At 71.2% G+C, this 26424-nt stretch carries 24 protein-coding genes, 1 pseudogene and 1 riboswitch; of the genes and pseudogenes, 16 read left to right on the forward strand and 9 right to left on the reverse strand.

The features are described 5' to 3' along the window. The first annotated feature begins 253 nt into the window (after positions 1-253). The 4 genes from SLUN_RS10265 to SLUN_RS10280 all read left to right on the forward strand — a co-directional run bounded on the left by SLUN_RS10265 (position 254) and on the right by SLUN_RS10280 (position 5915). Positions 254-796, forward strand: a complete 543-nt coding sequence (locus SLUN_RS10265; RefSeq protein ID WP_246339645.1) for a beta-class carbonic anhydrase — start codon at positions 254-256, stop codon at positions 794-796. Positions 797-997: 201 nt separating this feature from the next. Beyond that, a complete protein-coding gene (locus tag SLUN_RS10270) occupies positions 998-2044 on the forward strand; it encodes an AAA family ATPase (RefSeq protein WP_108148198.1) in 1047 nt (348 codons plus the stop codon). Beyond that, positions 2044-3408: a DUF58 domain-containing protein gene (locus SLUN_RS10275; protein ID WP_108148199.1), complete on the forward strand. Its 1365-nt coding sequence runs from the start codon at positions 2044-2046 to the stop codon at positions 3406-3408. Before SLUN_RS10270 ends, SLUN_RS10275 begins: the two co-directional genes overlap by 1 nt. After that, a complete protein-coding gene (locus SLUN_RS10280; RefSeq protein WP_175314060.1) occupies positions 3405-5915 on the forward strand; it encodes a transglutaminase TgpA family protein in 2511 nt (836 codons plus the stop codon). Before SLUN_RS10275 ends, SLUN_RS10280 begins: the two co-directional genes overlap by 4 nt. A gap of 139 nt (positions 5916-6054) precedes the next feature. Here the strand turns inward: SLUN_RS10280 and SLUN_RS10285 are convergent, their stop codons facing one another. From SLUN_RS10285 to SLUN_RS10295, 3 genes are all read right to left on the reverse strand, one after another. After that, positions 6055-6453: an SCO2097 family morphological protein gene (locus tag SLUN_RS10285; protein ID WP_108148201.1), complete on the reverse strand. Its 399-nt coding sequence runs from the start codon at positions 6451-6453 to the stop codon at positions 6055-6057. Positions 6454-6703: 250 nt separating this feature from the next. Beyond that, positions 6704-7462 (reverse strand): class I SAM-dependent methyltransferase, encoded by a 759-nt coding sequence (locus SLUN_RS10290; protein ID WP_108154644.1) that lies wholly within the window; start codon positions 7460-7462, stop codon positions 6704-6706. An 80-nt stretch (positions 7463-7542) separates the two neighbouring features. After that, positions 7543-8079 carry an SAV_6107 family HEPN domain-containing protein gene (locus SLUN_RS10295; RefSeq protein ID WP_108148202.1) on the reverse strand — a complete coding sequence of 179 codons (537 nt, stop codon included), beginning with the start codon at positions 8077-8079 and terminating at the stop codon, positions 7543-7545. Between the two features lie 221 nt (positions 8080-8300). Between SLUN_RS10295 and SLUN_RS10300 the strand changes: the two genes are divergently transcribed. The 6 genes from SLUN_RS10300 (at position 8301) to SLUN_RS10325 (ending at position 15784) form a co-directional block, all read left to right on the forward strand. Then, positions 8301-9131 carry a PP2C family protein-serine/threonine phosphatase gene (locus SLUN_RS10300; RefSeq protein WP_108148203.1) on the forward strand — a complete coding sequence of 277 codons (831 nt, stop codon included), beginning with the start codon at positions 8301-8303 and terminating at the stop codon, positions 9129-9131. A 53-nt stretch (positions 9132-9184) separates the two neighbouring features. Continuing rightward, on the forward strand, positions 9185-10147 hold the full coding sequence (locus SLUN_RS10305) for an MASE1 domain-containing protein (protein ID WP_108154645.1): 963 nt from the start codon (positions 9185-9187) through the stop codon (positions 10145-10147). 107 nt (positions 10148-10254) lie between these two features. Continuing rightward, a complete protein-coding gene (locus SLUN_RS10310) occupies positions 10255-11061 on the forward strand; it encodes an ATP-binding cassette domain-containing protein (RefSeq protein WP_108148204.1) in 807 nt (268 codons plus the stop codon). Then, positions 11033-13120, forward strand: a complete 2088-nt coding sequence (locus SLUN_RS10315) for a YhgE/Pip family protein (RefSeq protein ID WP_108148205.1) — start codon at positions 11033-11035, stop codon at positions 13118-13120. Before SLUN_RS10310 ends, SLUN_RS10315 begins: the two co-directional genes overlap by 29 nt. Positions 13121-13149: 29 nt before the next feature. After that, positions 13150-13779 (forward strand): TetR/AcrR family transcriptional regulator, encoded by a 630-nt coding sequence (locus SLUN_RS10320; RefSeq protein ID WP_254708683.1) that lies wholly within the window; start codon positions 13150-13152, stop codon positions 13777-13779. 517 nt (positions 13780-14296) lie between these two features. Beyond that, positions 14297-15784 (forward strand): phytoene desaturase family protein, encoded by a 1488-nt coding sequence (locus SLUN_RS10325; RefSeq protein WP_175314292.1) that lies wholly within the window; start codon positions 14297-14299, stop codon positions 15782-15784. Between the two features lie 71 nt (positions 15785-15855). On the opposite strand, the gene SLUN_RS10330 is transcribed toward SLUN_RS10325, so the two are convergent. The 6 genes from SLUN_RS10330 to SLUN_RS10355 all read right to left on the reverse strand — a co-directional run bounded on the left by SLUN_RS10330 (position 15856) and on the right by SLUN_RS10355 (position 20554). Continuing rightward, positions 15856-16740, reverse strand: coding sequence for a hypothetical protein (locus SLUN_RS10330; protein WP_108148206.1), 885 nt, complete (start codon positions 16738-16740; stop codon positions 15856-15858). A gap of 51 nt (positions 16741-16791) precedes the next feature. Further along, positions 16792-17709, reverse strand: a complete 918-nt coding sequence (gene metF, locus SLUN_RS10335; protein WP_108148207.1) for a methylenetetrahydrofolate reductase [NAD(P)H] — start codon at positions 17707-17709, stop codon at positions 16792-16794. A 76-nt stretch (positions 17710-17785) separates the two neighbouring features. Next, entirely contained in the window at positions 17786-18436 is a 651-nt protein-coding gene (gene thiE / locus SLUN_RS10340; RefSeq protein ID WP_108148208.1) for a thiamine phosphate synthase, read from the reverse strand. 91 nt (positions 18437-18527) lie between these two features. Then, positions 18528-18893: an Rv2175c family DNA-binding protein gene (locus SLUN_RS10345; protein WP_108148209.1), complete on the reverse strand. Its 366-nt coding sequence runs from the start codon at positions 18891-18893 to the stop codon at positions 18528-18530. A 52-nt stretch (positions 18894-18945) separates the two neighbouring features. Then, positions 18946-20127 (reverse strand): NAD(P)/FAD-dependent oxidoreductase, encoded by a 1182-nt coding sequence (locus tag SLUN_RS10350; RefSeq protein ID WP_217506054.1) that lies wholly within the window; start codon positions 20125-20127, stop codon positions 18946-18948. An 85-nt stretch (positions 20128-20212) separates the two neighbouring features. Continuing rightward, on the reverse strand, positions 20213-20554 hold the full coding sequence (locus tag SLUN_RS10355; protein ID WP_108148211.1) for an avidin-fold protein: 342 nt from the start codon (positions 20552-20554) through the stop codon (positions 20213-20215). Between the two features lie 51 nt (positions 20555-20605). After that, positions 20606-20718: riboswitch (TPP riboswitch) on the forward strand. On the opposite strand from SLUN_RS10355, the gene thiO reads away from it, so the two are divergent. From thiO to SLUN_RS10385, 6 genes and pseudogenes are all read left to right on the forward strand, one after another. Next, positions 20716-21888 (forward strand): glycine oxidase ThiO, encoded by a 1173-nt coding sequence (gene thiO, locus SLUN_RS10360; RefSeq protein WP_108148212.1) that lies wholly within the window; start codon positions 20716-20718, stop codon positions 21886-21888. (Overlaps the previous riboswitch by 3 nt.) Continuing rightward, complete coding sequence (gene thiS, locus SLUN_RS10365) at positions 21885-22103, forward strand: sulfur carrier protein ThiS (RefSeq protein WP_108148213.1); 219 nt, start codon at positions 21885-21887, stop codon at positions 22101-22103. The genes thiO and thiS overlap by 4 nt, the downstream gene beginning before the upstream one ends. 6 nt (positions 22104-22109) lie before the next feature. After that, a pseudogene (locus SLUN_RS10370) lies at positions 22110-22902 on the forward strand (thiazole synthase). A gap of 162 nt (positions 22903-23064) precedes the next feature. Further along, positions 23065-25014 carry a Stk1 family PASTA domain-containing Ser/Thr kinase gene (gene pknB, locus SLUN_RS10375; RefSeq protein WP_175313164.1) on the forward strand — a complete coding sequence of 650 codons (1950 nt, stop codon included), beginning with the start codon at positions 23065-23067 and terminating at the stop codon, positions 25012-25014. Beyond that, a complete protein-coding gene (locus SLUN_RS10380; protein WP_108148215.1) occupies positions 25014-25865 on the forward strand; it encodes a deoxyribonuclease IV in 852 nt (283 codons plus the stop codon). The genes pknB and SLUN_RS10380 overlap by 1 nt, the downstream gene beginning before the upstream one ends. Positions 25866-25937: 72 nt before the next feature. Beyond that, entirely contained in the window at positions 25938-26420 is a 483-nt protein-coding gene (locus SLUN_RS10385; RefSeq protein ID WP_108148216.1) for a DUF4396 domain-containing protein, read from the forward strand. Positions 26421-26424 lie beyond the last annotated feature (4 nt).

Genomic DNA, 26424 nt, shown 5'->3' on the forward strand with positions numbered 1-26424 from the left:
GCGGGGAGAAACTTGGAAATGTGCAGGAAGTGTCCGTGAACTGCGCGTCACTTTAGTCCACGGGTCCTTCCGGTCAATCAACCGGATGGCGCGTGGCGCGCAGCACGTGGGGACGGGTGACGGATGCGGACACTTCACCCGTACGGGCGTGCCCGCTCCACACCTGTGGGTTAGCTCACACCAAGACTCAATGATGTTCTTTGTCCCCTCTCACAGCAGGCTTCGGCCGCCTGTGCCCATTACCGTCATCCTCATGTCGACTTCCGCGCACCACCCCGCCGACGCAGCGCGTTCCGGTGGCACGGTCACAGATCGTCTTGTCGAGGCGAACCAGCGCTACGCCGCCGGCTTCCAGGACCCCGGGATGGACGCGCGCCCCGTTCTGCACGTGGCCGTCGTGGCCTGCATGGACGCCCGGCTCGACCTGCACGACGCGCTCGGTCTGGCGCTGGGCGACTGTCACACGATCCGGAATGCGGGCGGCGTGGTCACGGACGATGTGATCCGGTCGCTGACCATCAGCCAGCGGGCGCTCGGCACCCGCAGCGTGATACTCATCCACCACACCAATTGCGGTCTGGAGACGATCACCGAGGACTTCCGGCACGAGCTGGAGGACGAGGTCGGACAGCGGCCCGCCTGGGCGGTCGAGGCGTTCCGGGACGTCGACCAGGATGTACGGCAGTCGATGCAGCGGGTACGGACCTCGCCGTTCCTGCCGCACACCGATGATGTGCGCGGCTTCGTGTTCGATGTGACGGACGGGCTGCTGCGGGAGATCGATCCCTCGGCGTGACCGGCCGAGCACCCTGAGAAAACAGAGCAAAACCGGCATATCCCACCCACTTATCCACAGGCGAGTGACACGAAGCGGTAACGGCAACAAGAATGCGTGTGTGACGCCATCCGGAACCTTCCGGAGACGGTGTCCGTGTTTTGGGGTGGGCCGGGCCGTCCGAAGAGCAACCGGCCCGCAGAACGGGCCGAGGAGGGCCGGGTGACGACCTATGACGATCGAGCGAGCCTCACAGATCTGACCACCACAGCGGAGCGTGTCCGCAGGTCGGTGGAGGGTGTGATCGAGGGCAAGCCTGAGGTCGTACGGCTTTCGCTGACCGTGCTCCTCGCCGAGGGACATCTGCTCATCGAAGATGTGCCGGGCGTGGGCAAGACGATGCTGGCCAAGGCGCTGGCAAGATCCATCGACTGTTCGGTCCGGCGCATCCAGTTCACGCCCGACCTGCTGCCGTCCGACATCACCGGTGTGTCGATCTTCGACCAGCAGCGCCGTGACTTCGAGTTCAAGCCGGGCGCGATCTTCGCGCAGATCGTGATCGGCGACGAGATCAACCGCGCTTCGCCCAAGACCCAGTCCGCGCTGCTGGAGTCCATGGAGGAGCGCCAGGTCACCATCGACGGGCAGACCTACGAACTGCCCAGCCCCTTCATGGTGGTGGCCACCCAGAACCCGGTGGAGATGGAGGGCACGTACCCGCTGCCCGAGGCGCAGCGCGACCGCTTCATGGCGCGGGTGTCGATCGGCTATCCCAGCGCCGAAGCCGAGTTGCAGATGCTCGATGTGCACGGCGGCGTCTCGCCGCTGGACGACCTCCAGCCGGTGGCGCACGCCCACGACATCGTGAAGCTCATCGAAGCGGTGCGTACGGTCCATGTCGCCGATTCCGTGCGGCGGTACGCCGTGGAGCTGGTGGGGGCCACCCGCAACCACCCGGACCTCAGACTCGGCGCCTCGCCGCGCGCCACGCTGCATCTGCTGCGTGCCGCGAAGGCCTCGGCCGCGCTCAGCGGCCGTGACTACGCGCTGCCGGACGACGTCCAGGCGCTGGCGGTGCAGGTGCTCGCGCACCGGCTGCTGCCCACCGCGCAGGCCCAGTTGAACCGCCGTACCGCCGAGCAGGTGGTGCAGGAGATCATGCAGCGCATCCCCGTGCCCACGACCGGGGGCACCGACGGCGCCTACGTCCCGGGCCGGCCGGCTCAGCCGCCGCTCTACGGCCAGCAGCCCGGCGCCCGGCGGTTGTGATGTCGGCCGGGGCGCCCGCCGCCGCGGAAGGCAAGGACGCGGGCGGACTGCGGGCGGCCCTGGGCGGGCTGACCACGCGCGGCCGCTCCTTCCTTGCGGCCGGAGTGGCGGCGGCGGTGTGCGCGTACGTCCTGGGGCAGGGCGACCTGCTCCGGGTCGGGCTGCTGCTCGCCGTACTGCCGCTGGCCTGTGTGGCGGTGCTGTACCGCACCCGCTACCGGGTCGCGGGCAGCCGCCGTCTCTCGCCGTCGCGGGTGCCCGCCGGGTCCGAGGCGCGGGTGCATCTGCGGATGGACAATGTCTCGCGGCTGCCCACCGGGCTGCTGATGCTGCAGGACCATGTGCCGTACGTGCTGGGGCCGCGGCCGAGATTCGTGCTCGACCGGGTGGAGGCGGGCGGCCGGCGCGAGGTCTCGTACCGGGTGCGCTCCGATCTGCGCGGGCGCTATCCGCTCGGGCCGCTGCAGCTGCGGCTGAGCGACCCCTTCGGGATGTGCGAACTGACGCGCTCCTTCAGCGCGTACGACACCCTCACCGTCATACCGCGGACCGAGGCGCTGCCGCCCGTGCGGCTCGCGGGCGAGGCCTCGGGGTACGGCGACGGGCGCCAGCGCTCGCTCGCGCTGGCCGGCGACGACGACATCATCCCGCGCAGCTACCGCCACGGCGACGATCTGCGCCGGGTCCACTGGCGCTCCACCGCGCGCTACGGCGAGCTGATGGTGCGCCGCGAGGAGCAGCCGCAGCGGGCCAGATGCACGGTTCTCCTCGACACCCGGCGGCTCGCCTATCAGGGCGCGGGTCCCGACTCCGCCTTCGAGTGGGCGGTGTCGGGCGCGGCCTCCGCACTGGTGCACATGCTGGGACGGGGCTTCGCCGTCCGGCTGTTGACGGACACCGGAAGCTCGGTGCCCGGTGAGGGGGCCGACGGCTTCGCCGGATCGACCCAGGAGTCCGCGGACTCCGCGGGTCTGATGATGGACACGCTCGCGGTCGTCGACCACTCCGACGGGGCCGGGCTCTCGCGCTCGTACGACGTACTGCGCGGCGGGAACGAAGGGCTGCTGGTCGCCTTCTTCGGCGATCTGGACGAGGAGCAGGCGGCCGTGGCGGCCAGGATGCGGCAGCGCAGTGGCGCCGCCGTCGCCTTCGTCCTGGACAGCGGGACCTGGGTGACGAACGGCGCGGTGGCCGGGGCGGTGGACGAGCGTCTGAGGCAGTTGCGCGAGTCCGGCTGGACGGCGCTCGCCGTCGGGCCCGGGGTGCAGCTCTCCGATCTGTGGACGCAGGCCGCTCGTCAGCGCACGGAGACGTCGGGGTACTCCGACAGCGGTACGAACGGTTTCTCTGGGGGTTGGTCATGAGCGGTCGCGGGAGGCTGGCACTCTGCGCCTTCGCCGCCACGCTGATGGCGGCGGGCGCGATGCTGCCGCTGGTCGATCCGGCCTCCTGGATGCTGCAGGCGGCGTTCCTGCTGGCGATCCAGAGCGGGGTGGGCGCACTCGCCCGTCGGGTGCCGCTGGCCAGAGCGCTGACGGTGGCGGTGCAGGCCCTCGTCGTACTGCTGCTGCTCACCGTGGTCTTCGCCCGGGGCCAGGCGGTCCTCGGCATACTGCCGGGGCCCGAGGCCTTCCAGCAGTTCGGCCAGTTGCTGAACGCGGGCGCCGAGGACGTCGGGCGGTACGCGATCCCGGCGCCGGCGACGGACGGCATCAGGCTGATGGTGATCGGCGGCGTGCTCGTGATCGGCCTCGCCGTGGACACGCTCGCGGTGACGTTCCGCATGGCGGCCCCGGCCGGACTGCCGCTGCTGGCGCTCTACTCGGTGGCCGCCGGGCTCTCCGGCGGCGGCGCGAGCTGGCTGTGGTTCCTGGTCGCGGCCTCCGGATATCTGGTGCTCCTGCTGGCCGAGGGCCGGGACCGGCTGTCCCAGTGGGGCCGCGTCTTCGGGGGAGCGGCGCCCGCTCAGGGGCGTACCGGCTCCGGGTTCGAACCGGCGGGCGGTACTCCGCTGGCACCGGTCCGCACCGGGCGGCGTATCGGCGCCCTCGCGCTGGGCGTGGCGCTCGTTGTCCCGGCAGCACTTCCGGCGCTGAACGGCGGGCTGCTGGACAGTGCGGGCAGCGGGGACGGCCCGGGCGCCGGCGGTGGCACCATCTCCGCGGTGAACCCGCTGGTCTCACTGCAGGACAACCTCAACCAGCCGGAGAACCGCGAGGTCATCCGGTACCGCACCAACGCCACGAGCACCCAGGACATGTATCTGCGGATCGTCGCGCTGGACGAGTTCGACGGCGCGGTCTGGAAAACCTCGCAACGCACGATCGGCGAGGTGCCGGGCGTGCTGCCCCTGCCGGACGGACTGAGCCAGTCGGTCGGCACCACCGAGATCAGGACGAACATCTCGGCCGCGGGCTCGTACAAGCAGAACTATCTGCCGATGCCCTACCCGGCGACGAAGGTGGCGATCAGCGGCCGCTGGCGGTACGAGCCGGCCGGGCGAACGCTGGTCGGCGACCGAGGGCAGGACACCCGCGGTGCGCAGTACTCCGTCACCAGCCTCATGGTGAACCCGGCGGCCAAGCAGCTGGCCACGGCGCCCCCGGCGCCCGACGCGCTGGTGAAGGAGTACACCAAGGTGCCCGATTCGCTGCCGAGCGTGGTGAAGCGCACGGCACTGGACGTGACGAAGGGCGCCACGAGCGACTACGACAGGGCCGTCAAGCTGCAGGACTGGTTCGCCGCGAGCGGCGGCTTCAGCTACAACACCGACGTCCGCTCGGGGACGGGTGTCAACGCGATCACCCGCTTCCTGAGGGACAAGAAGGGCTTCTGCGTCCACTTCTCGTTCTCGATGGCCGCGATGGCCAGGACGCTGGGCATACCGGCGCGGGTCGCGGTGGGCTTCACTCCGGGCTCCCCGCTCTCGGACGGCACCATGTCGGTGGGTCTGAAAGAGGCACACGCCTGGCCCGAGCTGTACTTCGAGGGCGTGGGGTGGACGCGGTTCGAGCCGACCCCGACCCGGGGCACCGCTCCCGATTACACCCGGGACCAGTCGCCGGGCGGCGGGCCGAGCAGCCCGAGCCAGCCCGAGGCCAGCGGCTCGGCGGCGCCCACCGCGGAGCCTTCCGCCTCGGACAACTGCCCGCCTCAGGCCAGGCGGCTCGGGGACTGCGGAGCGGCCGCACCGCGTGACATCCAGCCGCCCGCCGACGCGGGGACGGATGTGAAGTCCGTGCTGCTGTTGACCCTGGGCGTGGTGGCGCTGGTGCTGCTGCCTCTGCTGCCGATGCTGTGGCGGATCAGGACGCGGTCCCAGCGCCTGCGCGCCGGTGGCCGCAGGCCCGCGGATGTCCCGGCCGGGACATCGCTGGACGGGGATGCGGCCTCCGGCGGGCAGGCCGCCGCGGCCGCCCGGGCGAAGGCGACCGCGACCGCGTCGGCCCGGACCCTGGCGGCCTGGCACGAGATCTCCGACCTGGCCTGGGACCACGGCATCCTGCCGGACGAGTCGCAGACGCCGCGCAAGGCGGCCGCCCGCATCGTCCGGCTGGGAAAGCTGGAGGACGAGTCGGCGGAGGCGATGCACCGGATGGCCGGCGCCGTGGAGCAGGTGCTGTACGCCCCGGAGCCCCGGCCGGGTACGGCACTGGAGGAGGACACCCAGCAGATCCGGGCCGGGCTCCGGGCCGGGGTGGGCCGTGGGACCCGCCTGCGGGCACTGCTCGCGCCCCGCTCCTCCGTCCGGGTGGTGTGGGCCCTCTCGGCGCGCTGGGCGGCGCTCACGGACCGCTGGGGCGCGCGCCGTCGGCGCACCCTGGAGCGGTGGTCGGGAGTCCTGCGCCGCCCGTCCCGGCAGCGAGGCTGACCCGAGGCGGGTACGAGGCGGATTCAAGCACGGTCACGAGTACGGGTGAGGGGCGACGCTCAAGAGCGTCGCCCCTCACCCGTACAGCAAGCTTTGCGAACCAGGACCGCGGCTCACTCGGAGAGAAACCGCGGTCTGTTCAGTGGCCCTGTTCGTCGCGGCGGCGCTGCCACCGCTGCTCGATTCGGTCCATCATCGACTTGCGCCGGCGGGGCTGGCGGCGAGCTGGTTCCGCCGTGTCCCCCAGGGTCTGTTGCTCACCCGGTTTGGGCGCCTTGCGCCAACCGGTGACCGCGAGAACCGCACAGCCGAGCATGACGAGAAACCCCACCACGCTGATCCAGATCTGCTGCGCGACCATTCCGGCCATGAGGAGCGCGATACCCACCAGGAAGCCCGCGACCGCTTGGTAGACCCGTCGCCGGGTGTACGTACGCAGCCCGCTTCCCTCAAGCGCTGTAGCGAACTTGGGATCTTCGGCGTACAGCGCTCGCTCCATCTGCTCGAGCATTCGCTGCTCGTGCTCCGAGAGCGGCACGGAGTCCTCCTAGTCGTCGGTCGCGGGGGGCGACCGGTATGCGGCCCTTTCAGGATAGGCAGGGAACCGCCCCCGTGAAACCCGCCCTCAACGCCAATCCGCCAGTCCGGGCCGCCACGTCGGCCCGGTCATTGAGGCGTTGATTCCCCAACCGCCGATCCGTCATGCCGGATGGTGTCCCCCGATCATACGGGGCGAAGGCCACGATCGGGTGGTCTGTGGCGTACTCCATGTGCGGCTGCGCCGCTGATCAGCCCCGCTTCTCGCCCAGTACGTGCAGCTGGGTCGCGACCGAGTGGAAGGCGGGCAGCTCGGCGGCGGCGGCCTCCAGCTTGAGCAGCGCGTCCAGGGCGCCGGGCTCGGTGTCCACCAGGACGCCCGGGACCAGATCGGCGAAGATCCTTACGCCGTGCACGGCACCGACCTCGACGCCGGCGTCCGCGACGAGCTCGGCGAGCTGCTCGGCGGTGAAGCGTCGCGGCACCGGGTCGCCTGCGCCCCAGCGGCCCGCGGGGTCGGACAGCGCCTGGCGGGCCTCGTTGAAGTGCCCGGCCAGCGCACGGGCCAGGACCGCCCCGCCGAGCCCGGCGGCGAGCAGGCTGAGCGCGCCGGCGGGCCGGAGGGCGGCCACCGCGTTGCGTACGCCCTCGGCCGGGTCGTCCACGTACTCCAGGACCCCGTGGCACAGCACGGCGTCGTAGCCGCCGCGCTCGACGACGTCGAACAGGCCGTGGATATCGCCCTGCACCCCGCGGACCCGGTCGGCCGCCCCGGCCTCGGCTGCGCGGCGCTCCAGCGCGAAGAGCGCGTTGGGGCTGGGGTCGACGACGGTGACGCGGTGCCCGAGCTTGGCCACGGGCACCGCGAAGTTGCCGGTGCCGCCGCCGGTGTCGAGGACGTCCAGGGCATCCGTCCCGGTCACCTTGACCCGGCGGTCGAGAGCGTCCTTGAGGACCTCCCAGACCACGGCGGTACGGAGAGCGGCGCGGGGTCGCATCGGGTCCGACACGGCAGTTGACTCCTCGGGCGGCTGTACGTCGAAGACGCAGCCCACCCTATTGCCTTCGCCGACCGTCCCGGCCCTCCGTCTCACCCCACGGCACCACCCGGCTCCCCCTCCGTCCTGGGCTGCGGCAGTACCGGCTGGAGCACCAGCATCCGCTCGACGAGGCGCAGGAACATGGCCGCGTCACGCAGCAGGTCGTCGGCGTCGCGGCCGCTCGCCGCGCCCTGTATGCCGGCCTCCGCGCGCGCCCGGCGGCGGGCGCCCGAGGCGAACAGGACGCTCCACTCGGACAGCTCCGGCGCGATCTCGGGAAGGACTTCCCAGGCGCTGCGTATCCGCTGTCGGCGACGCTCGCTGGTCTCCGGGCGGCCACGGGCGGCGAGGACCGCGGCGGCGGTGCGCAGGGCGGCCAGATGGGCCGTGGCGAATCGTTCGTTGGGGGTTTCGAGGGTGGCGGCCTCGTCAAGTCCCGTGCGGGCCTGGGCGAGCAGGTCGAGGGCGGCGGGTGGTGCCGAGGCCCGTCGCAGGACGGGGTGCATGTCGTTCGCCGGTCCGGTCGGTGAGGGGGCAGGGCCGGTGGCGCGGCGCCGGTGTGCGGCTGCTGCGTAGGAGCTGGCCATGACGAACCTCCGTCGTCGTGTGACGGCGCTGTGGCCGTATGTGTCCATCGTGAAGGGCACCACTGACAATCGGTTCTGACCTGCTGCTTTCCCGGCAGGGGCCTGCTGCTTTCCCGGCAGGGCCTGCTGCTTTCCCGGCAGGGCCTGCTGTTTTCGCGGCAAGGGTGGTGGGCCGGGGTGACGGCTATGGTGAGGAGTACGTGGGAGCCCTCGGAGCGGTCATGCCCGGACATCGCACCGACCCGTCCGACAGTGGGCAGCAACTGCTCCTCACCCTCGGGCGACTTGTCGACCAGGCCCTGGAGCGGATCAAGCTGCAGCAGGCCCGCGCAGAGCTGGCCATGGCCCTGCAGCGTCATATGCTCCCGCCCGGGCTGCCACAGCTGCCCGGGGTGCACATCGCGGCCCGCTACGCGCCCTCACGGGACGGTCTTGACGTGGGCGGCGACTGGTACGACGCCTTCCTGATGATGGACGGGTCGCTCGGGCTCACGATCGGCGATGTGCAGGGCCACGACGTCGAGGCCATCGCGTTCATGGGGCAGGTCCGCACCAGTCTGCGGGCCATCGCCGAGGCGACGAGCGATCCGAGAGAGGTACTGAGCCGCACCAACGACCTGCTGATATCAATGGGTTTCGGCCTCTTCGCGACCTGTTGTTTCCTGCGTTTCGACCCGGTCAGCCGCGATCTCACCGTGTCCCGGGCCGGCCATGTCCCGATGGTCTGGGCCACCGCCGGCGGCCGTTCCGGCATCGCCCTCGACCGCGGTGGCCCGCCCCTTGGCGTCCTGGCGGGCGAGCGCTATCCGGTGACCCACCGTCGGCTGACGGAGGCCGGGGTCCTGGTCCTGCTCACCGACGGGGTCGTGGAAGGACCGACCTACCCGATGGAGGCCGGTCTGGCCGAGGTGGCCCGGCTGGTGCGCGCGGGATTCGATGCCGACCCCGACGTACTGGCCTCCGCCGTCATCAAGGTGGCCGAGCAGACCGGTCACCGTGACGATGCCGCCGTCCTCGTCGTCCGCTACGACGGCCCGCCGGAACCCGGCTGACCGGCCTGCGCCGCGGAGTCGCCGCAGGCTCACCGGGAGCGCAGACTGCTGTGGTGCGCACTGCGGAGATCAGCCGTTACGGGTCCGCTGCTCTGTGGATCCTCGCTGTCGCCGCCGTCTACTACGGGGCCGCGCGGCTCGGGCTCCTTCAGCAGCTGGTACGCGGTCAGGTCACTCCGCTGTGGCCGCCGACCGGGGTGGCCCTGGCCGGTCTGTTCGTGTTCGGTCTGCGGATCTGGCCGGGCATCGCGCTCGGCGCACTCCTGGTCAACGCATCCCTCGGCCCTTCGGTTCTCGCCGTGCTGGCCATCGCCGCCGGCAACACCCTGGCTCCGGTCTGCGCATACCTGCTGCTGCGTCGGGCGCAGTTCCGCGAGGAGCTGGACCGGCTGCGGGACGTACTGGCGCTGGTCTTCCTCGGCGCCCTGGCCGGGATGCTGATCAGCTCGACCGCGGGAAGCGGTGTGCTGGTGCTTTCCGGGGCGCTGGACGCGAGCGAATTCTGGCCGACGTGGTCGGTGTGGTGGACCGGTGACGCGATGGGGGTCCTGGTGGTCACTCCGTTCCTCCTCGTCCTCCACAGGGCCCGGTGGCCTCATAGGACCGGCATCGGCCGCTGGATCGAAGCGGCAGCGCTGGTTGTGGGAACGATCCTGGTGACGATTCTGGCGACGAGTACCACCGGCTCGACCCTGCTCTTCCTCACCTTCCCGTTCCTGATCTGGGCCGCGTTCCGATTCCAGCTGGCCGGTGCCGCTCCGTGTGCGCTGGCGGTTTCGACGCTGACGATCCTCGCCGCGGCCCGGGAGGACGGCCCGTTCGCCGGTCGCGACCTGTTCACCAACATGGTCACGCTGCAGGCCTTCAACGGCGCCGCGGCACTGACGGCCCTGCTGCTCGCGGCGGTCATCACCGAGCGGAACGAGACCCACGAGGAGATCAAGCGGGTCTGTTCACGGCTCGCCGAGATGGTCGCCGGGGTGGAGCCGCGCGAGCGAGCGGATCCCGATCGCTGACCGGCGCCGACCCGCGCCGACCCGCGCTGACCGGCCGGGTTTTGCTTCGGGCGTGAGCCGCGGTAGTTTTTGCACTGACTGGTCAGTGCAAAAAATGGGGAGGGTGCGTGGACAGCCCGCACGGGGCGGCCGTGACCGCCGAGGACTTCGGGCTCAAAGGCCCGCGCGGCTGGGCGTTCCGCTCGGTCAGCATCGACGCGCAGCCCGGTTCGCTGATCGCGATCGAGGGCCCGTCCGGCTCCGGCCGCACCTGCCTGCTGCTCGCGCTCACCGGACGGATGCGCCCCACCGAGGGCCGGGCCGAGATCGCGGGCCTGCACCTGCCGCGCCAGATGGCAGCCGTACGCCGGATCAGCGCGCTCGGCCCGGTAACGGGCGTCAGCGAGCTCGACCCGGCCCTGACCGTCGCCGAGCACCTGCGCGAACGCGCGCTGCTGCAGCGCCGCTTCGACGGCTCGCTGCGCGCCCTGCTGCGGCCGCGGTCCGAGAGAGTGGCAGCGGCCCGGCGCCGTATCGACGAGGCACTGGAGGCGGCGGGCCTCGACATCGCCACGCTGCCCAAGGACGAGCGCACCTCCGTGCGTGACCTGGAGCGGCTGGAGGCGCTGCGCCTGTCCGTCGCCCTCGCACTGATCGGCAGTCCCCGGCTGCTCGCGGTCGACGACAGCGATCTCAAGCTCTCCGACACCGACCGGGCCGAGGCCTGGAAACTGCTGCGTTCCGTGGCCGACGGCGGTACGACCGTGCTCGCCGTGTGCAGCCAGGCACCCGAGGGCACGGCCACCGTCCGCACCACCACCGACACCCGTACGAACGAGGCCATCCGTACGAACGAGGCCACCTGTTCGAGCGGGGACACGACCACGAACGAGGAGGGGACGGCCGATGCGCTCGCCGAAACTGGCCGCGCTTGAGCTGACGCGGTTCCGCAGGGGGAAGCTGCCGGCCGCCGCGCTCGTCGCGGTCCTGCTGCTGCCGTTGCTGTACGGCGCGCTGTACCTGTGCTCCTTCTGGGATCCGTACGGACAGCTCGACCGGATACCCGTCGCCCTCGTCAACGACGACAAGGGGGCCACCGCCGACGGCAAGAAGGTCGCGGCCGGCGACGAGATCACCGAGGGCCTGCGCGAGAGCAAGGTCTTCGAATGGCACGAGGTGAGCGCCGCCGAGGCCCGCAAGGGCGTCGAGGACGGCGCGTACTACCTCTCGCTGACCATGCCGGAGGACCTCAGCAAGCGCATCGCGTCCAGCTCCGGCGACTCCCCCGAGACCGGCGCCCTCCAGGTGCGTACGAACGACGCCAACAACTACATCGTCGGGCAGATCTCGCGGACGGTCTTCTCCGAGGTGCGCACCGCCGCGTCGACCAATGCCTCCCGCACGTTCCTCGACAGGATCTTCATCTCCTTCTCCGACATCCATGACAGCACCGAGAAGGCGGCGAAGGGCGCCGACAAGCTCAAGGACGGGGTCGGCAAGGCCAAGAAGGGCTCCAAGGACCTCGCGGACGGGCTGAAGGACGCCAAGAACGGCAGCGGCAAACTGGCCGGCGGGCTGACCAAGCTCAACAAGGGCGCGCGCGACCTCGAGACCGGCTCCAAGCAGGTCTCCGACGGCACCCAGTCGCTCGCCGACAAGGTCAACGGCATCGCCGCCGACGTCCGTCCGTACCTCAAGGACAACGGCAGGTCGATCGGTGACACGGCCCGCTTGGTCGCCGACTCGTCCGGCGCGGTACGCCGCAACCTCGGCGACCTTGTGAAGAGGGCGCCCCGATCCGCCGTCCTCGCCCACAAGTCGGCCGACGCGTTGAGCTCCATCCACACCTCGCGCTGCGAGGACGCGCCCATCCCCGACCCCACCGTCTGCGCCGACCTGAAGCGCGCCAAGGACACCGCGGCCGATGTCGCCAGGATCGCCGACGACGTCAACGCTTCGGTGAAGGACAACAACGGCGATCTGAAGAAGCTGGACGGACACCTCGCCAAGCTGCAGCAGCAGGCGACAGACCTCGCCAAGCGGTCACCACGTCTGGACGAGGACCTGGAGTCGGCCGTCGGCAAGATCAATCGGCTCAACTCCGGCGCGAAGAAGGTCGCCCAGGGTGCGAGCAAGCTGCACACCGGCCTGAGCGGCGCGAAGACCGGCTCCGCCGACCTCGACACCGGCGTCGGCAAGCTCAAGAAGGGCGCGGGCGACCTGGACGGCGGGCTCTTCAAGCTCGCCGACGGTTCGACCGAGCTGGCCGGCGGGCTGAACAGCGGCGTGGACCGGATTCCCGACTACGACAGGAAGGACCGCGACCGCCGTACCGAAGTGATGGCCGACCCTGTGCAACTGGCCGGCCAGTCCCTGCACAAGGCGCCCAACTACGGCACCGGCTTCGCCCCGTACTTCATCCCGCTCTCCCTCTGGGTGGGCTCGATGGTCGCGTACATGATCATTCTGCCGCTCAACCGGCGTGCGCTCGCCGCCGGCGCGTCCGCCTGGCGGATCGCCCTGGCCGGCTGGCTGCCCGTAGCCGCGATCGGTCTGCTGCAGGTCGGCGCCCTGATGTCCGTACTGCACTGGAGCCTTGGCCTGCAGATGGCGTACGCGGCCGGCACGGTCGCCTTCCTGGCGCTGGTGACCTGCTGCTTCGCCGCGATCATCCAATGGCTCAACGCCCGCTTCGGGGCCGCGGGCCGGATCCTCGTACTGGCGGTGCTGATGCTCCAGCTGACCTCGGCGGGCGGCACCTACCCCGTAGAGACCAGCCCGGCGTTCTTCAACGCGATCCACCCCTTCCTCCCGATGAGTTACGTCGTCGACGCGCTGCGCAGGCTCATCACGGGCGGCGGACTCGGCCCGGTGTGGCAGGCGTGCGCGGTGCTGGCCGCCTTCACCGTCGGCGCGCTCGCGCTGACCGCCCTCTCCGCGCGGCGCAAGCAGGTGTGGACACTCGACCGTCTGCACCCGGAGCTGAGCCTGTGAACCTGGCCGGACCTGTGAGAATCGACGCCATGGACGACGCCATGGACGCCAAGGACAGCACCAGCACCAGACGCCGGGCGACCCGGGCGAAGCTCTACGAGGCCGCTGTGACGCTCATCGCCGAGCAGGGCTTCTCCGCCACCACGGTGGACGAGATCGCCGAGCGGGCCGGGGTCGCCAAGGGCACGGTCTACTACAACTTCAAGAGCAAGACCGAGCTCTTCGAGGAGCTGCTGCGGTACGGCGTCGGGCTGCTCACCGCGTCGCTGCAGTCCGCCGCCGACGAGACGGCGGAGCGCGGCGGCACCAAGGTCGAGGCGCTGGACGCGATGATCAGGGCCGGTCTGGGCTTCATCGACCGCTATCCGGCCTTCACCCAGCTGTACGTCGCCGAGCTGTGGCGCACCAACCGCGCCTGGCAGTCGACGCTTCTGGTCGTACGGCAACAGGCGGTGGCCGTGATCGAGACGGTGCTGCGGGAGGCCGTCGAGAACGGCGAGCTGAGCGAGGAGATCGACGTTCAGCTGACGGCCGCCGCCTTGGTCGGGATGGTGCTGGTGGCTGCACTGGACTGGCAGGCGTTCCAGCCGGAGCGGTCGCTCGACGATGTGCACGCGGCGCTGTCGCGGCTGCTGCACGGTCGCGTGAGCGGTCGATAGGTCTCCTGTCCGGCCGGTCCAGTTCGGGGACAGCGCCGAAGGCAGCGCCCGAGAGACAGAAGCGCCGGTCCGATGAGGCTCGATCCCCCCGAGCCCCGCCGGACCGGCGCGTTCCCCGTGTCCCCGTGTCCCCGTTGTCCCCCGCTGTCCCCCGTGGTGCCGGAGAACCCATTGCCCCCGTTGTTCCCCCGGTGGTCGTTGGGTTCTCCGTTGTGCTCCCCGTTCCGTCGGGGGAGCCGCGCCGTTTCCGCCGCCCCGTGTCGGCGGTGCCGGCGCTGCGCCCCTTCCGTGGTCTCCACTCTTCCTTCCGCACAGGTCGGACCCCATCCGCGCGCGTACTCATCTCACCCACTAAGTACGGGTACTCAGTCGTCCGCACTCATGCCCACCCGCACGGGCTCTGCTCGACCCGAGTGAGGCCCGGGCTCCGCCGACCGCCGGGGTGACTGCCCGTGGTGGCCGATGCTGTGCTTTCCCGGGTGACAGCCCCCGGACCCCGGCGGATAAAGTCGCGGACATGGCACGGATTGCGGTGATCGGCGCCGGGATGGGCGCCATGGCGGCTGCTGCCCGGCTGGCCGTGGCAGGCCACCGGGTGACGGTGTACGAGCGCTCGTCGACCTACGGCGGCGCGGTGGGCCGGTTCGAGCGCGAGGGCTTCGCCTTCGACACCGGACCCGGTCTGCTGCATCTGCCTGCCGTCTGGCGGGACTTGTTCGTCAAGACCGGCAAGGAGCCGCTGGAGCAGTGCGTCGGGCTCGTCCAGGTGGACCCGGCGAGCAGGCATCTCTTCGCCGACGGCACCGAGGTGTCCCTGCCGAATGCCTCACGGGCCGGAATCGTCTCCGCACTCGACTCCGCGCTGGGCGCGGGGGCGGGCGAGCGCTGGGGCGCGTTCCTGGGGCGCGCGCGGGACGCCTGGGACCGGTCCAGGCGGCCGCTGCTCGAAGAGCCCCTGCGGGCCGACTGGCAGATGCTCGGACGCGATCCCTATCCGGCACTGCGACAGCGGAGGTTGCTGCGCGCCCGGCAGGCGTCCACGGTCGCGGAGATCGGCGCGTGGGAGCTGGCCGAGCCACGGCTCGCCGCGCTGCTGGAGGGGTACGCCCTCTCCTACGGACTGGATCCCCGGCACGCCCCGGCGAGCGCCGCCCTGCTGCCGTACATGGAGCAGACCTTCGGGAGTTGGTACGTCGAGGGCGGGATGCGGGAGCTGGCCCGCGCGGTGTACGAGCGGTGCCTGGCCCGGAAGGTGGAGTTCATCTTCGGGGCCGAGGTGTCCCGGATCGTCGAGAAGGACGGCCGGGCGGCGGGAGTCGAGCTCGCCGGGGGCACGACCGCCGAGGCCGGCCATGTGGTGGCGGGCGCCGGGGCGGCGGCGCTCGTCGGGCACGATCTTTGGCAGGACGGCGATGTACGGCCCCAAGGGGGCGCGGCCGGTGCGCAGTTGCCGGGCAGGTTCACCGTCCTGCTGGCGCTGCGCGGGGCGCGGCCGGGATCGGCCGTCCACCGCAGTGTGGTCCACTCCCCCGACGCCGGCGCGGAGTCCGCGGACATCTTCGGCGGCCGGACGGCCGAGCGGCCCACCGTCACCGTGCTGCGGCCCGACGATCCGCGTACCCGCCCGGACGGGGAGCACGAGGCGGTCACCCTCTCCGCGACCGTCACGGCGAGCGGCGGGCAGGTGGACTGGACCGACGCGGAGCCGCGTGAGCCGTACGCCGAGGTGCTGATCGATGCCGCGCGCGCGGCGCTGCCGGACATACGCGAACGCTTGCTGTGGCACGAGATCCGTACGCCCGCGCAGACTGGACCACTGCCCGCGCCCGCACTGGCGGGGCAGGGCGGGCGCTATCTGCACCCGGCGAACATGACACGGCTGCCCGGCCTGTATCTGGTGGGCGGCCGCTCGCACCCGGGCGGCGGGCCGGCGCACGCCGGGATGTCGGGGGCGCTGGTGGCCGGACTGATCGTGGAGGGCGCGGACTTCCGCGGCTCCCAGTGACCGGCTCCCCATGACGGTTCCCGGCGATCGGCTCTCGGCTCTCGGTGAGCCCTCAGCGAGCCCTCGGTGAGTCAGTGGCGGTACTGCTGCTCGTTGTACCCGGGGTCGTAGCCGTACGGAGAGGGCGCCTCCTGCGGCATCGGCGGCACCTGCTGCTCGCCGTCGCGCTGCTGCGGGACCCACACGCCGCCGGGCGGCGTCTCGCTGTACTGCGGCTGGGCGTAGGGGTCGGCGTACTGCTGCTGCCCGCCGTAACTGTCGTACGTCTCGTACGTGTTGTACTGCTGGCCGCCCACGTACGGGTCGGAGTAGGCGGCGTACTGCTGCTGCCCGGTCCCGTAGTCGTACTGCCCCGCGTAGCTGTCCTGGGCCACCGGCTGCTGCTCGTAGCCGGCGTAGGGGTCGTAACCGCTGCCGTACGTGGCGTAGTTCTGGCTCTGGTCCTGGCTCTGGTCCTGCTGCTGTGCGGCATACGCCGCTTCGCTGTACACGCCGTACTGCCCGGTGTCGTCCGGCAGCGGCTGCGGCTCGTAGACCGCATCCGGCTCCGGCTCGGGTGCCTGCGGGCCGCGCTCATAGGCGCCGGGCTCATAGGGCTCATAGGCGCCCGGCTCATAGGCGAGGTCGGACACCTCCAGCGTGGGCTCGCGCGAGGCGGACTTGTCCGGCCTGCCGGACTTGCGCCGCGGACTGGCTCCCGGACTGCCGCCGAGCGCCCAGCCGGTGGAGAAGCCGCGCCGGAAGGAGAGCGTGACGTACGTCTGGCCGACCGCGAAGGCGATCGCACCGAGTGCGATCACCACGACGGACGGCATCAGTACGCCGAGCACCACGCCCAGGAACCCGCCGAAGGCGAGCAGCCGCCAGCGCAGCCGCGCCTTGTACTGCAGCAGCACCTCACCGAGCAGCCACAGCGCGACGACTCCGAACGCGAGATAGAGGACCGTCCAGCCCATGCCCGCCCCTCTCCTGCGGCCGCCGCCCCGGGTCGGGGCGGGTACGGCCGATCACGACTGCTCGTGCAGTCCGAGTTTCTCGTAGATCTCGAGCGTCGCCGTGGAGTTGTTGAGTGTAATGAAATGCAGTCCGGGGACGCCCTCCGAGAGCAGCCCCGCGCAGAACTCCGTCGCGAACTCGATGCCAATGGAGCGTACAGCGGCAGGATCGTCCTTGACGGTGAGGATCCTCTCTTTCAGCTCCGGCGGGAACGAAGCGTTGCTGAGCTGGGCGAACCGCTCGAGCTGCTTGACGCTGGTGACCGGCATGATCTCCGGGATGATCGGGGTCGTGCAGCCCGCCGCCTCGACCCGGTCACGCAGCCGCAGATAGTCCTCGGGCTTGAAGAACATCTGCGTAATGGCGTAGTCGGCGCCCGCCCGGCACTTGTCGACGAAGTGCCGGGTGTCCGCGTCCCAGTCCTCGGAGCGCGGATGCATCTCGGGGAAGGCCGCGACACCGACGCAGAAGTCCCCGGACTCCTTGATCAGCTGGACGAGCTCGGCGGCGTACCGCACGCCCTGCGGGTGCTTGACCCACTCGCCCATCGGGTCGCCGGGCGGGTCGCCCCGGACGGCGAGGATGTTACGGATCCCGGCGTCGGCGTACTGCCCGATCATGTTGCGCAGCTCGGCGATGGAGTGGTTCACGGCGGTGAGGTGCGCGACGGGGGTGAGAGTGGTGTCGGCGGCGATCTGCTCGGTCGCCTTGACCGTGCCGGAGCGCGTCGAACCGCCGGCGCCGTAGGTCACGGACACGAAGTTGGGGGCCACCGCCTCGACCCGGCGCAGCGCGTTCCACAGGTTCCGCTCGCCCTTTTCGGTCTTGGGCGCCCAGAACTCGAAGGAGTAGGAGGTTTTGCCGGTCGCGAGAAGGTCGCGCACGGTACGCGCGCGATCTGTCCTGGTCGAAGGTGTACCGAGGGCCATACTCGCAGGTTAGCCAGGCCTTCCGGGTCACCCAACCGGAGTCCACCTTTCGGACACCGATCTCTCATGAAATGGCCTACTGCCCGTAGGCCCGTATCCGCTTGGTGAGATCCGCGGTGGCCGCGGCCGGATCGTCGGCCTCTGTGATCGCTCGGACGACCACGACCCTGCGCGCACCCGCGTCCAGCACCTCGTCGAGGTTGCCCGCGTCGATTCCTCCGATCGCGAACCAGGGCCGCTCGGTCCCCAGCGCGGCGGCGTACCGCACGAGGCCGAGTCCGGGGGCATGCCGCCCGGGCTTGGTCGGGGTCGGCCAGCAGGGGCCCGTGCAGAAGTAGTCCACGCCGGGCTCGACGGAGGCCGCGTCCACCTCGGACCCGGCGTGCGTGGAGCGGCCTATGAGCACCTCGTCGCCGAGGATCGCGCGGGCGGCCGGGACCGGCAGATCGTCCTGTCCCAGATGCAGTACGCCGGCGCCGCCGGCGTGTGCCACATCGGCCCGGTCGTTCACGGCGAGCAGCTTGCCGTGCCGGCGGCAGGCGTCGGCGAAGACCTGGAGGTGCTCCAGCTCCTCGCCCGCCTCCATGCCCTTGTCGCGCAGCTGCACGATGTCGACGCCGGAGGCGAGCACGGCGTCGAGGAACTCCGCGAGGTCGCCCTGCTTCTTCCGGGCGTCCGTGCACAGATAGAGCCGGGCGTCGGACAGCAGCGCACGAGCTGTGGACATGGCGATTCCCCCCGCTGGGTAGTCGGTCGTCGGTACGCGGGCAAGGGGCACAGCCCCCGGCCCGCACACCGCGTCTGGTTGTCTTCTCGTGTCAGACGGCGAGCGCCTGGGCCCGGCGCTTCACCTCCGTGCCGCGATTCTCGCTGAGCGCCTGCGCGGGCGTGCCCGGCAGGGTCGGGTCGGGGGTGAAGAGCCATTCCAGCATCTCGGCGTCTGTGAAGCCGTCGTCCCTCAGGAGCGTCAGGGTCCCAGCGAGCCCCTTGACCACCTTGTCGCCGTCAATGAAGGCGGCAGGCACCTGAAGCGCCCGGTTCTCACCACGGCGTACAGCGATCAGCTGGCCTTCCTTTACCAGCTGCCGTACGCGGGTCACCTCGACATCGAGCTTTTCCGCGATGTCGGGAAGGTGGAGCCAGGCAGGTACGAGAGCATCGATCTTTGCGTCAATCTCGGTCACAGGACAAGCCTGCCATCCCGGACTGACAGTCGGTAGCCGGACCCTGTCACGACTACGCCAGAACGGCCGCCTTCAGCGGGACCAGGGGGTCGGCCGCGCGGTCCTGATCCAGCCGCGCACCGGCGAGGATGAGTTTGCGCCCTTGCGCCAGATCACGGGCTCTGCCGACGGCGAGCAGCGCGACCAGTGCGCCCTCCCGCAGCCAGAGCACGGACCAGGCCGCGTCCGCCGGATCGCCCCGCCACACCGTCGTGTCGGCGGCTTCGTGGTGGCCGGCGTACTGCACAAAGCGCCCGAACTGCTCGGACCAGAAGTACGGCACCGGGTCGTAGACCTCGGGCGGCAGGGCCCCCGGCGTGCCGCCGACGACGTTGGCGGCGACCGTGCGCGGCCCCTGCAGGGCGTTGTCCCAGTGGTGCACGAGCAGCCGTCGGCCGTAGCGGCCGGACGGGAAGGAGGCGCAGTCCCCGACGGCGTACACATCGGGCAGCGAGGTGCGCAGGTACGCGTCGGCGGTGATTGCGCCGTCCGGGCCGAGTGCGATGCCTGAGCCCGCGAGCCAGGCGGTGGCGGGGCGGGCGCCGATGCCGACGACCACGGCCCCGGCAGGCAGCTGCCTGCCGTCCGCGAGGATGACCGCGCCGGGCTCGATGTCGGCCACGCGCGCGTGGGTGAGCAGTTCGACGCCGTACTCGGCGTACCAGTCGGCCATCGGAGCTGCGACCTCGGCGGGCAGAGCCCCTGCCAGCGGCCGCTCGGCGGCCTCGACGACGACGACCGTGCAGCCCGCCTCACGGGCCGCCGTCGCGAACTCCGCGCCGATCCAGCCCGCGCCGACGACCACCATGTCGTGCTGTTCCGCGAGGACGGGGCGCAGCCGCTCGGCGTCGTCGAGGGTGCGCAGCAGATGGACGCCCTGGACGCCCTCGGCGCCGGGCAGGGTGATCGGTTCGGCGCCGCTGGCGATGACCAGGACGTCGTACGGGACCGGTCCCGCCTCGGTGTCCAGCTCATGCGCCCCGGCGCGTACGCCGGTCACCTCGCAGCCCAGCCGCAGCTCGATGTCGAGTGCCTCGAAGTCGACCTCGAAGGCCGATCCCTCCGCCTTGCCGAGCAGGATCGCCTTGGAGAGTGGCGGCCTGTCGTACGGCTGGTGGGGCTCGGCGCCGATCAGGGTCACCGGTCCCGTGAAGCCCTGTTCACGCAGGGCCACCGCGGTCTGCACGCCGGCCATGCCCGCGCCGACGACGACCACGCGGCGCTGCCCCTGTGCTGTCTGTTGCTCGCTCACTCGTCAACCTTACGCACCTGACGGACCGTCAGGAAGGCGGTTGTTCGACGACGCTCGTCCCGCTGCCCTCCTGGGACTCCCATTCCCAGCTCTCCTCCAGGCGCAACCGCCCGTCATCGAGCTCGACCACGGTGGAGACACAGTGCCCCGATGACGTGCCGCCGTCCGTCTTCAGCTGCACATATCGGAAGTCGAGCCGGTCGCCCTCCCTGGTGCCCACGAGATGGCCGCGGATCACGTCCCCGCCCTCGTACTCGGCCCAGATCCGGCCGTCGTGCTCGTGGTACGTGAACCGGGTGCGGGTGCCCACCTGGCCCGGAGCCTGGTCGGCCACCGGGGAGAGCACGAGTCCGTCGAGCGACCTTGCCACTGTGGCTGCTCCCTTACTGCGCGTTGGGGCCTGGGGTTAGGGTGGCCACCGTAAGGCACTCGCGGGAGCCCGGACGCACCGGGCTGAGAGGGAGGCTGGACGGCCTCCGACCGTACGAACCTGATCCGGGTCATGCCGGCGAAGGGAGGGGCTGGACGCCCATGTCGCGTATCTCTGAAACCCGCACCTCAGACGTCCTCGTCATCGGGGGCGGAATCATCGGCCTGGTCACGGCCTGGCGTGCGGCGCAGCGCGGGCTGCGCGTCGCCGTCGCCGATCCGGAGCCGGGCGGCGGGGCCGCACAGGTCGCGGCGGGCATGCTCGCCGCCGTCACCGAGCTCCATTACGGCGAGCAGACGCTGCTCGGCCTCAATCTGGAATCCGCCCGGCGCTATCCCGCGTTCGTGGCGGAACTGGAGGAGGCGAGCGGAGCGTCGGTCGGCTACCGCGCGTGCGGCACGCTCGCCGTCGCACTCGACGCCGACGACCGCGCACACCTGCGTGAACTGCACGCCCTGCAGCGCCGGTCGGGCCTGGAGTCGGAGTGGCTGACGGGGCGCGAATGCCGCCGTCTGGAACCGATGCTCGCGCCCGGTGTGCGCGGGGGGCTGCGGGTGGACGGCGACCACCAGGTCGATCCGCGGCGGCTGGCCGCGGCGCTGGTGACGGCCTGCGAGCGGGCCGGGGTGGTGTTCCATCGCGGCTGGGCGGAGCGGCTGCTGGTGGTACGGGACCGGGCGAGGGGAGCCCTTCTGACGGACGGCGACGACGTCACCGCGGACCAGGTGGTGCTGGCGGGCGGCTCGCTCAGCGGCAGGCTCGGCGGCGTACCGGCGGAGGTGCTGCCTCCGGTACGGCCGGTGAAGGGGCAGGTGCTGCGGCTGACCGTGCCGCGTCCGTACGCGCCCTTCCTCTCCCGGACCGTGCGGGCGGTGGTGCGCGGCAGCCATGTCTATCTGGTGCCGCGCGAGAACGGCGAGCTGGTCGTCGGCGCGACCAGCGAGGAGCTCGGCTGGGACACGACGGTCACGGCGGGCGGGGTGTACGAGCTGCTGCGCGACGCGCACGAGCTGGTGCCGGGCCTCACCGAGCTGCCGCTCACCGAGACCCGCGCCGGGCTGCGCCCCGCATCGCCCGACAACGCCCCGCTGCTGGGCCCGACGGCCCTGCCCGGTCTGCATCTGGCCACCGGCCACCACCGGAACGGGGTGCTCCTCACGCCCGTCACCGGTGATGTGCTCGCTGCCGTGCTGGTCACCGGTGAACTGCCGGACGTGGCACGCCCCTTCACTCCTCGCCGCTTCTCCCCCGTACCTCAGGAGCAGCCCGCATGAACGTCTCCGTGTCCGTCTCGGTCTCCGTCAACGGCGAAGCCCGTGAGCTCGCCACCGGCACGACCCTGGACGCCCTGGTCGCGGACCTCACCGCCGCCCCGTCCGGCGTCGCCGCCGCCGTCAACGAGAGCGTCGTCCCGCGCAGCCAGTGGGCCGGAACCCCGCTCGGCGACGGCGACCGCGTCGAGGTCCTCACCGCAGTGCAGGGAGGCTGATCAGCGATGGCCGACGACCTTCTCACCATCGGCGACACCACCTTCGGCTCCCGGCTGATCATGGGTACGGGCGGGGCGCCCAGTCTCGACGTACTCGAACGCTCCCTCGTCGCGAGCGGTACCGAGCTGACCACCGTCGCCATGCGCCGTCTCGACCCGACCGTCCAGGGCTCGGTGCTGTCCGTCCTGGAGAAGCTGAACATCCGCGTACTGCCCAATACGGCGGGCTGCTTCACGGCGGGCGAGGCCGTCCTGACCGCGCGGCTGGCCAGGGAGGCCCTCGGCACGGAGTGGATCAAACTCGAGGTCGTCGCGGAGGAGCGGACCCTGCTGCCCGATCCCATCGAGCTGCTGGACGCGGCGGAGACGCTCGTCGACGACGGTTTCACGGTCCTGCCGTACACGAACGACGACCCGGTGCTGGCCCGGAAGCTGGAGGATGTGGGCTGCGCGGCGATCATGCCGCTGGGTTCACCGATCGGGTCCGGACTGGGCATCCGCAATCCGCACAACTTCCAGCTGATCGTCGAGCACGCGCGCGTGCCGGTGATTCTGGACGCGGGCGCGGGCACGGCGTCCGACGCGGCACTCGCGATGGAGCTGGGCTGCGCGGCGGTGATGCTGGCGTCGGCGGTCACCCGGGCGCAGGAGCCGGTGCTGATGGCGGAGGCGATGCGGTACGCGGTGGGGCGGGCGGCTGGCGCGGAGGGCGGGGCGGATTCCGCGCCGGCATTTCGCGGAGGCGTCGTCGCCGGTGGAGGGCCGGGCGGCCCTGGACCCGGAGCGGCCCGCGTTCTGAGTGTTGCCAGGCAACTCGAGCCTCGCCGGCGATTGAGGCGCGGGGGTCCGGGGCGGAGCCCCCCGGCGGGGACACGCGCAGCGTTACAGCTCGGCTGCAGTACGGCTCCGGTCCCACCCCGCCCCGTCCGTACTGTCGGCCGTGGCTCGTAGACTCTCCCGCGTGGATACGACCCTCAAGGACCCCCTCGTCGGGCACGTGCTCGACGGCCGCTACCGCGTCGACGCGCGCATCGCCGTCGGCGGGATGGCCACGGTCTACCGGGCCGTCGACACCCGGCTCGACCGGGTGCTCGCGCTCAAGGTGATGCACCCCGCCCTCGCCGCCGACGCCTCCTTCGTGGAGCGCTTCATCCGCGAGGCCAAGTCCGTGGCGCACCTCGCCCACCCCAATGTGGTGGGGGTCTTCGACCAGGGCGCCGAGGGTGCGTACGTCTATCTGGCCATGGAGTACGTCGCGGGCTGCACGCTGCGCGACGTCCTGCGCGAGCGCGGGGCGCTCCAGCCGCGGGCCGCGCTCGACATCCTGGAGCCGGTGCTGGCCGCGCTCGGCGCCGCGCACCGGGCCGGATTCGTGCACCGGGACATGAAGCCGGAGAACGTGCTGATCGGGGACGACGGCCGGGTCAAGGTCGCCGACTTCGGTCTCGTACGGGCCGTGGGCTCCGTCACCAACACCACCGGCACCGTCCTCGGCACGGTGTCGTATCTCGCCCCCGAGCAGATCGAGTACGGCACGGCAGACACCCGCGCCGACGTGTACGCCTGCGGGGTCGTCCTCTACGAGATGCTGACCGGCTCCAAGCCGCACGCCGGCGACACCCCCGCGGCGGTCCTCTTCCAGCATCTGAACGAGGACGTTCCGGCCCCGTCCGCCCTGGTCCCCGGGCTCGCCGTCGAGCTCGACGAGCTGGTGGCGAGCGCCACCGCCCGTAATCCCGAGGTCCGCCCGCACGACGCGGTGGCGCTGCTCGCGCAGGCCCGCGAGGCCCGTGCGGCGCTCGGCGACGAGCAGCTCGACCTGATGCCGCCGCAGGCGCACCCCGAGGAGCCGGCCGAGGACGCGGACGAGAGCCGGATTCCCGCCTCCGAGGACCGCACAAGCGTCATCCCGCGGGTGCTCCCCGGCGAGGAGCCCGAGGTCCACCGCACCACGCGGCTGACGATGCCTCCCCCGCAGCCGCCGCAGCAGCCCCGGCCGGACCGCCGCCGCGCCGTCCCCAGGCGCGGCGTCCTCGCGCTGCTGGTCGCGGCATTCCTGGTCCTCGGCGTGGGCGCCGGCGTCTGGTACATCAACTCCGGGCAGTTCACCCGCGTCCCCGCCTTGATCGGCAAGAGCGAGAAGGACGCCCGGCAGGAGCTGAGGAACGCCGGGCTGGATGTGAGGAAGGTCCGGTTCGACTTCAGTGAGACGGTCAAGCGCGGCATGGTCATCAGCAGCGACCCCGCGACCAACCAGCGCATTCGCGGCAATGACTCGGTGACGATCGTCGTCTCGCGCGGCCCGGAGATCGTCAAGGTCCCCGACGTCGAGGGCAAGCCGCTCGCCGAGGCCGAGCGCGAGCTGAAGAGGCTCGGTCTCGCGCCGGGAGTGGTCACCAAGGAGTTCAGCGACGAGATCGACCAGGGTTCGGTGATCCGTACGGACCCGGAGGCCGGCAGCGAGCGCAGCCCCGATTCCGCCGTCGCCCTCGTCGTCAGCAAGGGCACCCCGATCGACGTCCCGGACGTCACCGGCGAGACGCTCGAGGACGCCACCGGCGAGCTGAAGGGCGCGGGCTTCGAGGTCAGGATCGCTGCCGAGCGGATCAACTCCCCCGAGGATGCGGGCTCCGTCGCCAAGCAGTCCGCCGCCGAGGGCTCCCAGCTGGCCCGCGGTGACACCATCACCCTGACGGTGTCCAAGGGCCCGCGGATGATCGAGGTCCCCGATGTCGTCGGCGACAAGGTCGACGACGCCACCAGCGAGCTGGAGGCGGCGGGCTTCGAGGTCAAGGTCGAGAAGAGCTTCCCCTTCCTCGGTGACACCGTCGAGAGCCAGTCGGTCGCAGGCGGCGGACAGGCCCCCGAGGGCAGCACGATCACGATCAAGACCAAGGGGCTCCAGCTCTGATGCGCAACCCCGTCGGCGGCCATGTCCCCGTGGCCGGCGGCCTCGCCACGACCGGCCTCGCCTACGCCCGTGAGCTGGAGGCGGAGACCGTCCAGGTCTTCGTCGCCAATCCGCGCGGCTGGGCGACGCCCACCGGGAACCCGGCGCAGGACGAGCAGTTCCGGGCCGAGTGCGCCGCCGAGGGGATCTCGGCGTACGTCCATGCCCCGTATCTGATCAACTTCGGCTCGCACACCGAGGAGACGGCCGAGAGGTCCGTCGAGTCGCTGCGCCACTCACTGCGCAGGGGCCGCGAGATCGGCGCGCCGGGCGTGGTGGTGCATACCGGCTCGGCGACCGGCGGACGCCCCCGTGAGGTGGCGCTGGCGCAGGTACGGGAGCGGATGCTGCCGCTGCTCGACGAGCTGACGCACGACGACGACCCGTTCCTGCTGCTGGAGTCGACGGCCGGCCAGGGCTTCTCGCTCTGTTCGCGGACCTGGGATTTCGGCCCGTACTTCGAGGCCCTGGACGCCCACCCCAAGCTGGGCGTCTGTCTGGACACCTGCCACATCTTCGCGGCGGGGCACGATCTCGCGGGCCCGCACGGGATGGCTCAGACTCTGGATCTGCTGGTGGAAACGGTCGGCGAGGGGCGGCTGAAACTGATCCATGCCAATGACTCCAAGGATGTGGTCGGCGCCCACAAGGACCGCCACGAGAACATTGGCTCGGGCCATATCGGCGAGGAGCCGTTCCGGGAACTGATGCGTCACCCGGCGACCGAAGGCGTACCGCTGATCATCGAGACGCCGGGTGGCAAGGAAGGGCACGCGGCGGATGTGGCGCGGCTGAAGAAGCTCCGCGACTGACCGGGAATACCCCTAGGGGGTATATGGTTCTTGCATCCGACAGGAACCACTGCCTGACGTTGGGGGCCTCACATGCAGCACGACACCCAGCACGCGCACCACGAGCACGGCGGCCTTGGCACGGTCAGCTGGTCCATGGCCGCGCAGGCGACCCTCCACTGCCTCACCGGGTGCGCCATCGGCGAAGTGCTCGGCATGGTCATCGGCACAGCGCTGGGCTGGGGAAACGTCCAGACGATGATCCTGGCGATCGTCCTCGCGTTCTTCTTCGGCTACTCCTTCACCCTGCGCGGCGTCCTCAAGGCCGGCGTCGACTTCAGGACCGCCCTCCGGGTCGCCCTGGCCGCGGACACGCTCTCCATCGCCGTGATGGAACTGATCGACAACGGCGTGATCGCGCTCTGGCCCGGTGCCATGGACGCGCATCTCGCGGATGTGAAGTTCTGGCTGGTGCTCGCCATCGCGCTGGCCGCCGCCTTTGCGATCACCGTGCCGGTCAACAAGTGGATGATCGGCCGCGGCAAGGGCCACGCCGTGGTGCACCAGTACCACTGACACC

Source organism: Streptomyces lunaelactis (assembly GCF_003054555.1).
GTDB lineage: Bacteria > Actinomycetota > Actinomycetes > Streptomycetales > Streptomycetaceae > Streptomyces > Streptomyces lunaelactis.